The organism is Bacillus sp. S4, assembly GCF_040838205.1.
GTDB classification, from domain to species: Bacteria; Bacillota; Bacilli; order Bacillales; family Bacillaceae_G; genus Bacillus_A; species Bacillus_A cereus_U.
On the sequence record NZ_JBFPJI010000078.1, the window covers coordinates 1 to 13,636 of the forward strand.

Below are 13,636 nucleotides of genomic sequence, written 5' to 3' on the forward strand. Positions count from 1 at the left end.
ACTTCGATGCTTTTAAAATCCGTTAAATAATCCGTTTTCGAATCGAACTTGAAATAAAATCAATTATAATTACCATTAAAATGATGCCTAATAAAATAATTCCCACGCGGGACCAATTCCGTGAACTCAGTGCAAAAATTAATGGAGTACCAATACCACCTGCTCCAATAACACCTAAAATCGCAGCGGATCGTACATTAATTTCGAATCTGTATAACGTATACGATAGAAAATCCGGTAACACTTGTGGTAATACTGCATACCAAAGTATTTGAAACCGATTTGCACCTGTTGCGATTAACGCTTCCGTCGGTCCCTTGTCTATATTCTCAATTCCTTCCGAATATAGTTTCCCTAACATCCCGATAGAGTGTAATCCTAAAGCTAGAACTCCGGCGAAAGAGCCTGGACCGACAGCTTTTATAAATAAAAGGGCCATAACTAATTCAGGAAATGTACGAACAAAACTAAGTACAAATTTCCCAGTTACTGAAGTTAATTTTCCACTACTCATATTCGTTGCCGCCCAAAAAGCAAATGGAACAGATAAAAAGGCAGAAATAAATGTACCTAATATCGCAATTGCCAATGTATCAATTAAACCATGTAACAAATCTTCACCATCTGGTAAAGATACATAGGACCAATCTGGGTTCAGTACGCCTGTCATAATTGCTTTTGTAATTTCTCCCGCTGTATCCTTTATTCCCTCTAGCGGGACTCCTGAAAAGGCCCATACATATATAACTGTAAGTGCTATAAAAATAATCCAGCGATATACACTCGGTTTCTTCGGTTTCGGTACGATTATCGTCGTTTTACTCATTATAATTTCTCCCGCAACAATGTACTTACATAATCAATTAGTAATACAACAACAAGAGTATAAATAATAATAGAAGCAGTTTGTTGATATTGTAAAAATCCAAGTGTACGATCGTAATATAATCCAATACCCCCCGCTCCTACTAAGCCTAGAACAGCTGCTGCACGCACATTCACCTCAAATGTATAAAGGACATAGGAGACAAAGTGCGCTTTTACTTGCGGAATTACCCCATAAACAATCCATTGCACCTTATTTGCTCCTACCGCTGTCATCGCTTCTAATGGACCTGGGTCAATTGATTCAATTGACTCATACAACAATTTCGCCACGAGTCCAATCGAGAAAAAAGTAAGCGCCAAAATACCTGGAAGTGGTCCTATTCCAAAAATAGCTACGAAAATTGCCGCTAATAATAAATCTGGTATTGTCCGGATAAAATTTAAAATCAATCGAGCTGGACTGTACAAAAATGCGCTAGTAAACACATTACTTGCCGCAAATAGTGCAATTGGAATAGCTAAAATCGCTCCTAAAGTCGTCCCAATAATTGCCATGCGTATTGTATCTAACATTGCTGTTGTAATAACTTGAAAATAGCTCCAATCTGGCGGCACCATCTCTTTCAGCAAATCCATCATATTAGGAAAACCAACTACTAGTTTTGCAAATGATGCGTCGACCTGCACACTACTTCCCCACAAAAGTAAAATAACTAGAATAGCCGTTAACATATGTTTCAATTTACTCGGCGGCTTCGGTATCGATTTCGAATATATCGTCACGTCATTCATTTAGCTGCCACCTCTAATAATTCGCTTTTCTGAGCTACGTCCCCATAAATTTCAGCAAATTTTTCATCCGTTGCCTCTTCTACTGAACCATCAAAAACAATTTCACCTGCATGTAATCCAATAATGCGTGTAGCATATTGCCTAGCTAAATCAATAGAATGTAAGTTTACAATTGTCGTAATTCCAAAATCTTCATTAATTTTTTTCAAATCATCTAGCACTTGCTTTGTTGTCAACGGATCTAACGATGCAACAGGTTCATCTGCCAATATGATTTTCGCTTCTTGCGCCAACGCTCTAGCAATCGATACACGTTGCTGTTGTCCTCCTGATAATTCATCAGCCCTCGCATATGCTTTTTCTAAAATATTTACTCTTTTTAACGATTGAAATGCAAGCTCCAAATCCTCTTTTGGAAATAGACCTAACGTTGTACGCAGTGTCGAATGATACCCAACACGTCCAGCTAATACATTCTTCAATACCGTTGACCGCTTTACAAGGTTAAAGCTTTGAAAAATCATACCAATATCTCGACGCATACGTCGTAACCCTTTTCCTTTTGCAGCAGTAATAGACTCACCTTCTATTATGATTTCACCTTCCGTAATCTCATGAAGGCGATTTACCGATCTGAGAAGTGTAGACTTTCCAGCCCCGGATAACCCGACCATTACAACAAACTCACCTTTTTGAATTTTCAAGTTTATATTATTCAATCCTTTTGTACCATTCGGATACACTTTGGAGACATTTCGAAACTCTATCACACCTCTTACCTACCTTCTATGTATTCAAAACGGCAAACTAACTGAAACTACAACCCTTCCAGTTAGCTGCCATTTTCATATGTATTATTGCGTTTTTACTTTCTTTCCGTATTCACGAACGATATCAAATTTACTATCATCAGATTTAACGTATCCTTCATGTGAGTATACTTCTTTAATGATTTTGTGCCCTTCCTCATTCTTTCCTATTTCAATGAAAGCATCCTGTAATTTCTTGCTCCACTCTGCATCTAAATCAGAACGTACAGAAATCGTATCGTTTGGAATTTTCTCCGTAAATTTCACTATTTTCGTTTGATCGAATATATTAGGATAATCTTTTTTTACAATATTACGAGCATCTTGGAATACAACAGCTGCATCTACATCACCATTTAAAAGAGCAATAAGTGACTGATCATGACCTTTTAATGTAACAGGTTTCACATCTTTCAACGGATCAATTCCCTCTTTTAACAATACAGCCGCAGGCCATACATACCCCGCTGACGATGTTACATCTTGATAACCAATTTTTTTACCTTTTAAATCTTTTACACTGTTAATATTAGAATCTTTCTTAACAACAAACTCAGATTTATAAAAGTCTACTAAATCTTTTGTAGGAGCTCCTGTCTCATCATCTACACCAAAACGTTGTGCCTGTAAAATTACATTTGCAGCCTTTTTCTCATGCGCTAACACATACGCTGTTGGAGGTAAAAAGCCTACATCTACTTGCTTAGATGCCATCGCTTCTACAATTGTATTGTAATTCGTTGAAATACTAACTTTTACCGGCATATTTAATTTATCACTTAATAGCTTTTCCAACGGTTTTGCCTTCGCCTCTAACGTATCTGCATTTTGAGAAGGAACAAATTGAACATTTAAAGTCTTCGGTACATAACCTTTTTTCGTATCTTCATTTTTACTTGCACTTGATTCCTTCGTTCCACAGCCACTTAATAATCCCGCTGCTAGTACAACTGTTGTACTCATTACAAAAACTTTTTTCAACATATTAATGCCCCCATTTTTGTTGTTATAAAATAACCTTCCGTAAACATGAAGAAATATATCACACATTTTCACGAATAATTCCCTATTTACAGAATCTTTACACATTCTATACATTCACATTAAATTTCCCTTCATATATTTGATATGCTTAATTAGTAGATAACAATAGAAAAGGTGAATGATATTGAATCAAAATCAAATTGTAACTTTAAACATCTTATTAACAAGCGATATACATGGTACTGTTTATCCAATTCACTACCAAGATAACTCCCAAGCAGACATTGGTTTAGCTAAGATTTCCACTCTTATAAAAAAAGAACGTTCTCAAAACACAAACGTTCTTTTAATTGATAACGGGGACTTCATTCAAGGAACACCATTTACTTATCATTACGCTACATACGAAAAAAATATGGAAAACCCAATGTCCTTATTAGCCAACTACTTAGAGTATGACATTGCAATTATCGGAAATCATGAATTTAATTATGGAATGGATATATTAAATAATGCTGTGGCTACTGCAAATTTCCCTTATCTATCAGCAAACATTTTAGATAAAAACAGAAAAGAACCTTATTTTGGGAAACCATATATAACAAAACATATTGAATCAAATATAAAAATTGCTATTTTAGGGGTGACAACGCATTACATCCCCCATTGGGAACAAGCACATCATATTAAAGATTTACAATTTGAAGATGCATTTGAAACAACAAAAAAATGGGTTTCTTACATCCGTAAACATGAAAAACCAGATTTACTAGTCGTAGCCTATCACGGGGGATTTGAACGCGATTTACAAACCGGGGTACCGACTGAAGTTTTAACAGGTGAAAACCAAGGATATGCAATGTGCCATGAAATTGAAGGCATAGATATTTTACTAACAGGCCACCAACACCGAGAAATCGCTCACACCGTGATTAATGGTGTAACAATTTTACAGACCGGATGCAATGGACACTCAGTTGGAAAAGTAACAGTAACATTCGAAAAAGCAGAACAAAAATGGGTGAAAAAAGAGAGTTATTCAGAGTTATTGCCCGTACAAGGAATTGCGGCAGACCAAGATGTTCTTTCCTTGGTTGCCAATTATGAAGAGAAAACACAAAATTGGCTTGATAAACCTATTGGACTAATCTATGGGGACATGCAAATTTCAGATGCTATGCAAACTCGTTTGCAAGACCATCCTTTTATTGAATTCATAAATAAAATACAGATGGATATAGCTAATGTTTCAATTTCTTGCACAAGTTTGTTCCATAATACATCTCCAGGTTTCCCGAAACATGTAACAATGCGTGACATCGTTTCTAATTATATTTATCCAAATACATTAAAAGTAATTAGAATAACCGGAGCGGATATAAAAGATGCTCTCGAACTCTCTGCTTCTTATTTCACATTAAAAGCAGATGGATCCATCATCGTAACCCCTACCTACATAGAACCAAAGCCGCAACACTATAATTACGATATGTGGGAAGGGATTTCGTACGTATTAAACATTTCAAAACCAATTGGTGAGAGAGTAGAATCTTTACAGTATAAAGGCGCTCCCCTTAATATAAATGAAGAATATGACGTTGTTATGAATAATTATCGCGCAAGTGGCGGAGGGAACTTCTTTATGTTTCAAAATAAGCTAGTAGTAAAAGACATACCAACAGATATGTCTGAACTTATCGCTAACTATATATTGAAGCACAAAAGGATAGAAGCAACAGTCAATCACAACTGGAAAGTTATTAAATAACGAATTTAACAAATAAAAAAAGATGGGCTATGCCCATCTTTTAATTTAATTTTGCATTCTCTTGCTTTTTTAAAGCTTTTAATTTCGCCGGTGTAACATCCGTTCCTTCTTCGTTAACGACTTTAATTCCTTTTAATTCGTTTAACATATTTTGACGAAATCCTTTTAAATATTGTTCACGTAGCGATTGGCGCTCACGTTGTTCTTCTTCAGTTAAGCCTTCAGCTTTTGCTTTTTTCGCTAAGAAGTTAATGCGTTCAATGAGTTCTTGACTTGGCATCTCGAATCCCCCTTCTACTCAAAACTGATTATTATCATACAATAGTTAGTCCTCTTTATCAAGCAATTGCTTTGTATATTCTACATACCTTCGATGTACAGTTGCTTTTGAAACATCATGACCAAAACCACGAAGTGTTGCTGCAATTTCTTCAAAAGTTAATTCATTCCGGCGTAAACGTACAATTTCCTCAATTGGCACTTCTTTTTTCTCACGTCCTACGCTTAAATGACGATTTTTCAAATTATTCTCTGGACGAAATCCTTTCTCCACTGCTCTTTGCATGCCACGTTTAATTTTTAAATTGTGGATCTTTCTTTGATACTCTTCAACGATCCCAATTATATTTAGCACCATCGAATCAGAATCTGAAAGCTGTAATTCACCACTATGCGTGTGCGTATAAACTTTTATCCCCTCTTTATGTAAACAATGCATTAATGCAATCTTTGCATTTCCTCTACCAAGACGCGTTTCATCTTGTATAAGTAGTACATCAACTTGTTCATCTCGAATTGTATCTAGCACTTCTAATATGCCATCACGTTCAATTGTATAACCGCTAGCCTGCTCCTCAATTACCTTTGTAACATCCATTTGATAGCGCTCAGCTAAATGCAATAATTCATCTTTTTGACGCAATAATGATGTTTCCTGTTCTTCTTTTGTTGTGCTCACACGTGCATAAATAATTGCATTCATTTTGAACCCTTCTTTCTCACTATATCTTCCTTATAGTGTATCATAAATTTGCCTTTCGTTCGAACTTATGTTTGTAGAATATTTTTTCGCATGTTATACTTAATAATAAGAAAAATGAAAGAAAACGAGGTGTTAGAAAACATGGAAAAGTTAACGAAACGCCAGCAAGACATTCTCGACTTTATTAAGTTAAAAGTACAAGAAAAAGGATATCCACCTTCCGTACGTGAAATCGGTCAAGCAGTCGGCCTTGCTTCTAGTTCTACAGTGCACGGACATTTATCACGACTAGAAGAAAAAGGATATATTCGACGCGACCCAACAAAACCACGCGCAATTGAAATTTTAGGTGACAACCGAATAGAAACACAGTCAGTAATTCAAGTTCCAATCGTCGGAAAAGTTACTGCCGGTTTACCGATTACAGCAGTCGAAAGTGTAGAAGATCACTTCCCACTTCCAGCTAGTATCGTTGCTGGAGCAGATCAAGTGTTTATGTTACGCATTTCTGGAGATAGCATGATTGAAGCTGGTATCTTTGATGGTGATTTAGTTGTTGTTCGCCAACAACAGTCTGCAAACAACGGTGAAATTGTAGTTGCTTTAACAGAAGATAACGAAGCAACTGTTAAACGTTTCTATAAAGAAAAAGATTATTTCCGTCTACAACCGGAAAACTCTTCACTAGAACCTATTATTTTAAAACAAGTGTCAGTTATCGGAAAAGTAATTGGCGTATATCGTGATTTACATTAAAAATAATAAAAAGAAGATAATTCCCTTATTTATATAGGTAATTATCTTCTTTTTATATTTTGATAGATTTCCGTTCATTCAAAAGAATGCGTTTCATTAATTATTAACGTGTTTCAATAGTAACATCTCCAGCAGCGGTTTTACCGCTAATCTTTTTACTACCATTACCAATCGTTATAGTTTTATTGTCTTCATTAAAAATTGTCACGTCTCCAGCAGCGGTTTGCCCAGTTATAACTGCATCTTGTGGTTTTTCCAATAAAGTAATATCTACATCTCCAGCAGTTGAACTTGCCTCTAAATCATATTTAGAATCATGATCAATAATATCTATATCCCCACTAGCCGTTTTTGCTGTTACTTTCCCTATTACTTTTTTAAAATTCACCTCACCAGCTTTTGTAGCCCCCTCCACACTCTTTGCTGTTACATGTTTCAAATCCACTTCTCCGGCGAGTGTTTCAACACTTACGCGGTCACTTTTCACATTACTTATTTCTATTTGTCCAGCGGATGAATTTACTTTTATCTCTTGATAAGAACGTTCTGGTACAAATATAGTCAATGTAGGCGTTTGAAATCCGAAATTGTAAAAGGAAAAATTAAATGAAACACCTTTTTCTATTTCCCCTATGACTTTTAATGTGTCACCATCTTCAGCAATACGAATCTCCTGTTTACTTACGTCTCCTGTTTGCTTTACATAAAAAGAGGAATCAGGAGATTTTTGGACAACAATATCTCCAGCATCTAACTTAACTTCCACATTTTTTAGCGTTTCGTTTTTAATAACTTCTTCCTTATTTCCTTTCTCTACAGTTTCTACTGCTTTCTTATATGTTTGTGAAATCCCTATTACTCCAATAATGATACAAGCGATAGCTACTAATAATATTTTTTTCATCATCTACTCCCCTTTTATCATTTTGAAGTTCCATACTACATAGCGTACACATAATCTTTTAAACCACTTCGTACTATAATAAGCTACAATACATAACAACAAACCTACTCCAACAAACGTTATACTAACGAAAAGATCCAACCATATAAAAGTACCCATAAATACTTTTACAATAACGAAAAATGGTGTCACTACACTAGCAATACCACCGACCCAAAAGGAAAATATAAAAGCTATAATTGCAATTAATGGGCCTAACACAATAATGAAATTAAACAAACTAAGTCCAACCGCTGCCAGGACAGCTCTTGTTACATTCGAAGTCGATGGATTTTTTTTCATCTCATCAAAGCGATACAAAGCAAGCAAGTCTTTCGCAATTACTTTCGGAGAACCAAGCCCCTTTATTATTTCTGATTCAGTTTTCCCCTCTTCCATCCCAAACTGAAAGTGCTCTTCATAATCAAATAAAATATCTTGTCGCTCTTCTTCTGGTAACTTTCTAAGATGACTTGATAATTCTTTAAGAAACTGTTCTTTACTCATCCCATTCCACCCCTTCAATAATTTCTTGAACACCTTTAGCAAAATCACGCCACTCTGTTACTAATAACGTAAGTTGCGTCTCCCCTTGCTCTGTTAGTTGATAATATTTACGGGGCGGTCCTTCCGTGGATTCTTTTAAATATGTTTGAAAATATTCCTCTTTCGTTAAACGACGTAATAGCGGATATACAGAACCTTCCGATATTAAAAATTTATTTGAAATTTGCTGAACAAGTTCATAACCATAACAATCCTTACGTTTTACAAGCGCCAATACACACAGTTCTAACACACCTTTTTTAAACTGAACGTTCAAGGACAATCCCCCTTTCTTATTTCAGTACTGTTCAATACACAGTACCTGTTATATCCACAATATACCATTAAGTACTGTTTATTGCAAGGTACTAAATTATATTTATTCCCTAAATTTACAAAACACAAATATAAAAGCCCGAATAAGATCTGCTGTAACTGACCATTATCCGGGCTATCATTCAACTCGAATTACAATAATACAAGATTTCATTCAATCTTTCTCCTCTATGAACCTACTTCTACTTGTTTACCTAATAAATTACGAAAAACACCTTTTCTCTCTTGAGCGAGTTGGTTAAATGCTCCTCGTTGAACGACCTCTCCCTTATCTAGTACGATGACTTGATCAGCATTACGTATCGTTGATAAACGATGTGCAATTACAATAATAGTCATCTGGCCCTTTAATTTTTCTAACGCACTTTGAATTAGCGCTTCGTTTTCTGTATCTAACGAACTTGTTGCCTCGTCTAAAATTAAAATAGAGGGTTTTCGTAATATCGCTCGCGCCAATACTAAACGTTGCCTCTCTCCGCCCGAAAGCCTAACTCCTCTATCCCCAATAAAAGTATCAAGCCCTTTTGGTAGCATTCGTACAAATTCAGCAGCAGCAGCAAAATCTAATGCAGCCCAAATTTGTTCTTCACTTGCATTCGGCTCAATCATCAATAAATTTTCTCTTATGCTTGCATTAAATAAGAATGGATCCTGCTGAACATAGCTAATAGATTTCCTTAAAGCCAATAAATTTTCACTTGTAATAGTCGCATCATCTATTAAAACTTTTCCTTGTTCTGGTTGAATCAGTCCCATCAAAATATCAATTAATGTACTTTTTCCAGCACCCGATCGCCCAACAATTGCTGTCATACAATTCGATGGAATTTGCAAATTAATATTTTGAAGAGCATATACAGGTTCGTTTTCATTGTAACGAAAACTAACATTTTTACATTTGATTCCTTCTTGTATAGTTAACGGTTTTATACTTTTAGATGATTGCCTTACATCTCCCAATTCAATTGCTTCGTTGCATTCTCTCTCCAATTCTAATAAAGACTTAAAAGCAGGAATATTTGCAGCTAATTGCTCCAAGTTGGATTGAATCCCAGTAAACCTAGGCCATAGTCTAGAAAAAATAAGAACAATGACTATTAATTGTCCTGGCTGAGCCTGAAATAATTTTATAGATGTAAAAATAAGTAACGCAATTAGAATAGCCGATGCAAACTTATAAAAAAATTGCGATTGATTTTTCAACTTAATATATGCTAGTTGTTCCTTTTCCATTTTTTCACACCAAGTACTGAGCCATGTATATCTAGACTCTTCTAACATGTTACTCTTTATATCTTTAATACCGTTAAAGTGATCTGTTATACCACCAAGATAATCTCTTGCTATTTCAGATGTTTGGTTTCCTAATACCCTTGATTTTTTTATATAATGTCTAGAAAAATATGCAAGTATTAAGCCTGTAAACAGCACAAAAATTGTTATTTTTATAGAAAACCATAGAGCAATTCCAATTTGTATTATAGTAAAAATACATGATGTTAAAAGTTGAAGAAATAAATTGGTTCCAACCATAACTCGTCCTAATTCCTCAGTCAGTGAATTAATCAAATCTGACTTTCTCTTTTTCACAAAGAAACTCCAATTAACTCGTAATAGGGCATGGTAAATTTGTAACCTTAAATAGTTTGTAAAGCGCATTATAATTTTCATATTTCGAAGAGCAAGATTTTGTTGTAAAAGCGATTGGGCAACCACTAATATAATATAAATGCTTAAGATAAGTAACAGTCTCACCGTTTCAGGGATTTCTTGTAAAACTTCAAATATCGCTATACCCGGAATTGAACCCATATTTATTTCGATAACGCCACTAATATTAATCATGGGAAGTAACAAAAGAAGCCCTATCCCTTCCAATAAACTAACTAATGCCATCCCAAATAAATTTACATATAGTATTTTCCCCGAAAAAGCATATAATTTTTTCACAAAATATAAGAGATGTTCCACTTTTATTTCCTCCTATGTTAGCTCATGCTTCCTCACCCTTCTCCACGTGCATAGAAAAGGTCGTAAAGGAAAATACAAAAAATGAAGGTATTTAGGTAACGGTAAAGTCTTTGCATCTATCGGATAAGGATATAAATGACTCAATATAAATAAAAATCTTTGACGTTTTGACATTAATGAATATAAATGACGACTGTGATACTTTGATACTTCTTCCGGGATTGGTGGCGTGTGTAGATTTATCATTTGTTTTAAATAAAACAGTGCATCCTGCGCTAATCTCCTAGCATACTTTTTGTTTGTCCATATTTTCATTTCTTCAATAATTGTTGAATTTAACAATTTATTTGACAGAATCAACGCCTGCCCCACTATATGTCCAGATTGATATTTATTTAATAGCTGATTAATTTCTAACCAATTCAGCTCTTGTTCTATCATTTTATTTACATCTACTAACCAGCGTAATCTTGACCATCCATGACGTGCTCCATGAGAACAAAGAAATACAAACAAGTCCTCTTTACCTAATACATATACAGGATTGCTTACTAATGTACTTTTTCTTTTTCTTTCCCATAATTCCACAAATTCCATTTCCTTCGCGGGACCTGGATTTAGCCTCCAATGAATTTCCAGTTTGATTTGCTTTTCAGGATGAAAAAATGTTATATGATGATGCCTCCATTTCCAATCATTTAATATCGTTTGAATATATTCATCCTTCATATATCCCTGTTCTAAAAGAATTTTTTCTGCTTTCTCCAAATGATGAATCGGGATAAGAATATCTAAATCACAAGATGTTCGCAAGGAGACATCACCATAAAGATCATGCGCAAGTGCTGGTCCTTTTAAAAAAAGAGTACTAATCTCATTTTCAATAAACCATTTACTTACTTGCTCCATTTCAGCACTTAAAAAAAGCATTCGAAACATATTCTCTTTAAACTCTTGACGCAATATTCTCATAACACGAGCTGGAATTAATCCTTTATTTACACCGTTCAACTTCGGATAAACATATGGGTGCACCCGATGATGCATCGCCAATTCAAGAAACTTATTCCAATCAATATCTACAAGCCTCTCACTTTGATTCTTAATTACTATATCATCATTTTGCAACTTCAAAATTTCCAATAGTAATTTCAACTCTTTAGACAGAAATTCTACATTAAGATGAAAATCATTACTCATTTTATTCTCCTTTAGTTGTTTTTCAATCTAACTTCTTTGCAAACGTTCCAACTACAGTAAATTTCTCCATCCCTGCCAATCCAGTGATGTAAAAAGGACCACTTCGTAGCCACGCATGAGCAACCATTTTCCCATCTTCATCCTTTGCAGTTCCTAAATATAGTGTACTCTCAATTTGTCGTCTCTCTAGCATTTTCATTCCAGCTATCGCTTTCACAAGACATTGACTGTCCCAGATAGTATAGCGACTCGTAATTTGAATAACTTCAGAAATACTCCTTAACATCCTAATATTAGACTCAGTATAATTTAAAGATGTTTCATCCATATAGATGCCTAATGTAGGGGCAGACTTAGAGAATGATATAAATTTGAGAATACAAGCCCATCCTAAATATATATATGCCTCCATGAATAATAATCTTGTTTTCATATCTAACGATCGAAGAACAGCTAACTTTTTTACTATATTCATTTATCTCCCTACTTCTTTTTCAAAATAGAAAACTAGGCTAAAAGACTTACTCAATTACAACCAATCCCTCTTCTAACAACATTTCTAAAAAGGAAACAACTTGCCCCTCACACTGTGATTGCTCTACTTCGTACTCCAATAGTAAAGTAGTGATCAATTGAGTAACCGATATTGGTTTTTCAATAAGTTCCCATATAACCCCTCCCATTTTCCCTAAATTGTAATATTTCCCATTTTTTATACTTAACATGACTTTTTCTCCATCCATATCACTTACTACATTCCCTTTAACTTGTGCAACACATTGATTTAATAATATTACTTGTTTTTTAATCATTAATTATTCTCCTTTATTTATAGTCGTTAATATAAGAGAAACTAATTGTGGAGCACTGTAGCCCCGCTCTGGTCTACATAATTCGTATAAATCAACCTTATTTAAAATAGCAGCAGAGGCCACAAAATGCCATTCCATTAATCCTAAACCTTGGATAAGGAAATTACGAAATGTATGACGATAAAGGGTATAAAATCGTTCAAGTTTTTCTACCTGGCGAATTTCCACCTCGCCATTCTCTGTTTTCACTAATTCTATTACACCTTCTAGAGGTATTGGTTCAGCAATATATTCAGAAATAACTGGAACACTGTATTTTGTTTCTCGACCATATATTGATCGATAATTGTTTATTTTCATTCCTAAATTATCCAAACTATCTTGCCACAATTTTTGCTGGGGATAGGATGGGATAACTAATGGTGCATTTGTATCGCTTGAAAATGATATCGCTATTACATCATCACTTAAAAATTGGTAGCCTTGTTGAATAAAAGCTGACGCGAGCGTAGACTTCCCAGCACCTGAATTTCCTACAAATGCATAGGCTTTTCCATTAATAATTACCGCACTTCCATGCAATGGATACACTTTTCTTTGCATCAATATGGCGCCCATACAAGTTCCCAGAATCCAAAGTCGAATCATATCCTCTTCATACTCTTTCATAGGTGAAACAAATATTTTATCTCCGCCTTGAATAGAAAATATTGCTATATCAGGGACCTGAAACATTACTAAATCCTTATTAATTACAAATTCATCTTGTTTATCTGATAAATCCAACCATAATTCCGACAAATCTTTAATCCTTACCTCAATATCTATTGAATCAATTTTATTTTCCACATTGGGCAGTTCTGGTAATAAGATATCACTAATAATAAATAGACCAAACGCTTTATATAC

16 protein-coding genes are annotated in these 13,636 nt (G+C 34.7%); 2 read left to right on the top strand and 14 right to left on the bottom strand.

Annotated elements, in window-relative coordinates; genetic code table 11:
• Window positions 1–22 precede the first annotated feature (22 nt).
• The 4 genes from phnE (AB3X48_RS10610) to AB3X48_RS10625 all read right to left on the bottom strand — a co-directional run bounded on the left by phnE (AB3X48_RS10610) (window position 23) and on the right by AB3X48_RS10625 (window position 3,413).
• Window positions 23–826 carry a phosphonate ABC transporter, permease protein PhnE gene (gene phnE, locus AB3X48_RS10610; protein WP_002160869.1) on the bottom strand — a complete coding sequence of 268 codons (804 nt, stop codon included), beginning with the start codon at window positions 824–826 and terminating at the stop codon, window positions 23–25.
• A complete protein-coding gene (gene phnE, locus AB3X48_RS10615; RefSeq protein ID WP_002160868.1) occupies window positions 826–1,620 on the bottom strand; it encodes a phosphonate ABC transporter, permease protein PhnE in 795 nt (264 codons plus the stop codon). Before phnE (AB3X48_RS10615) ends, phnE (AB3X48_RS10610) begins: the two co-directional genes overlap by 1 nt.
• A complete protein-coding gene (phnC, locus tag AB3X48_RS10620) occupies window positions 1,617–2,390 on the bottom strand; it encodes a phosphonate ABC transporter ATP-binding protein (protein WP_016100236.1) in 774 nt (257 codons plus the stop codon). Before phnC ends, phnE (AB3X48_RS10615) begins: the two co-directional genes overlap by 4 nt.
• Before the next feature lie 84 nt (window positions 2,391–2,474).
• Window positions 2,475–3,413: a phosphate/phosphite/phosphonate ABC transporter substrate-binding protein gene (locus AB3X48_RS10625; RefSeq protein ID WP_002146246.1), complete on the bottom strand. Its 939-nt coding sequence runs from the start codon at window positions 3,411–3,413 to the stop codon at window positions 2,475–2,477.
• Between the two features lie 184 nt (window positions 3,414–3,597).
• On the opposite strand from AB3X48_RS10625, the gene AB3X48_RS10630 reads away from it, so the two are divergent.
• On the top strand, window positions 3,598–5,181 hold the full coding sequence (locus AB3X48_RS10630) for a bifunctional metallophosphatase/5'-nucleotidase (RefSeq protein WP_246908645.1): 1,584 nt from the start codon (window positions 3,598–3,600) through the stop codon (window positions 5,179–5,181).
• Between the two features lie 40 nt (window positions 5,182–5,221).
• Here AB3X48_RS10630 and AB3X48_RS10635 read toward each other — a convergent pair whose 3' ends face one another.
• Window positions 5,222–5,461, bottom strand: a complete 240-nt coding sequence (locus tag AB3X48_RS10635) for a DUF896 domain-containing protein (protein WP_002111213.1) — start codon at window positions 5,459–5,461, stop codon at window positions 5,222–5,224.
• A 45-nt stretch (window positions 5,462–5,506) separates the two neighbouring features.
• On the bottom strand, window positions 5,507–6,163 hold the full coding sequence (locus AB3X48_RS10640) for a YneB family resolvase-like protein (protein ID WP_002128580.1): 657 nt from the start codon (window positions 6,161–6,163) through the stop codon (window positions 5,507–5,509).
• A 141-nt stretch (window positions 6,164–6,304) separates the two neighbouring features.
• Between AB3X48_RS10640 and lexA the strand changes: the two genes are divergently transcribed.
• Window positions 6,305–6,919 carry a transcriptional repressor LexA gene (gene lexA, locus AB3X48_RS10645; RefSeq protein ID WP_002111215.1) on the top strand — a complete coding sequence of 205 codons (615 nt, stop codon included), beginning with the start codon at window positions 6,305–6,307 and terminating at the stop codon, window positions 6,917–6,919.
• A gap of 103 nt (window positions 6,920–7,022) precedes the next feature.
• Here the strand turns inward: lexA and AB3X48_RS10650 are convergent, their stop codons facing one another.
• The 8 genes from AB3X48_RS10650 to AB3X48_RS10685 form a co-directional block, all read right to left on the bottom strand.
• Window positions 7,023–7,823 carry a DUF4097 family beta strand repeat-containing protein gene (locus tag AB3X48_RS10650; protein ID WP_246908643.1) on the bottom strand — a complete coding sequence of 267 codons (801 nt, stop codon included), beginning with the start codon at window positions 7,821–7,823 and terminating at the stop codon, window positions 7,023–7,025.
• Window positions 7,824–7,826: 3 nt separating this feature from the next.
• A complete protein-coding gene (locus AB3X48_RS10655) occupies window positions 7,827–8,369 on the bottom strand; it encodes a DUF1700 domain-containing protein (protein ID WP_246908641.1) in 543 nt (180 codons plus the stop codon).
• On the bottom strand, window positions 8,362–8,685 hold the full coding sequence (locus AB3X48_RS10660) for a PadR family transcriptional regulator (RefSeq protein ID WP_002111218.1): 324 nt from the start codon (window positions 8,683–8,685) through the stop codon (window positions 8,362–8,364). Before AB3X48_RS10660 ends, AB3X48_RS10655 begins: the two co-directional genes overlap by 8 nt.
• Before the next feature lie 227 nt (window positions 8,686–8,912).
• Entirely contained in the window at window positions 8,913–10,715 is a 1,803-nt protein-coding gene (locus AB3X48_RS10665; RefSeq protein ID WP_204208690.1) for an ABC transporter ATP-binding protein, read from the bottom strand.
• Window positions 10,716–10,727: 12 nt separating this feature from the next.
• Window positions 10,728–11,915 (bottom strand): nucleotidyltransferase domain-containing protein, encoded by a 1,188-nt coding sequence (locus AB3X48_RS10670; RefSeq protein WP_246908639.1) that lies wholly within the window; start codon window positions 11,913–11,915, stop codon window positions 10,728–10,730.
• A 22-nt stretch (window positions 11,916–11,937) separates the two neighbouring features.
• A complete protein-coding gene (locus tag AB3X48_RS10675) occupies window positions 11,938–12,390 on the bottom strand; it encodes a lasso peptide biosynthesis B2 protein (protein WP_246908637.1) in 453 nt (150 codons plus the stop codon).
• A gap of 46 nt (window positions 12,391–12,436) precedes the next feature.
• A complete protein-coding gene (locus tag AB3X48_RS10680) occupies window positions 12,437–12,727 on the bottom strand; it encodes a lasso peptide biosynthesis PqqD family chaperone (protein ID WP_246908635.1) in 291 nt (96 codons plus the stop codon).
• Window positions 12,728–12,730: 3 nt separating this feature from the next.
• Window positions 12,731–13,636: phosphoenolpyruvate carboxykinase (ATP) (locus tag AB3X48_RS10685; RefSeq protein ID WP_367959452.1), on the bottom strand; the 906-nt coding region annotated here is incomplete at its 5' end.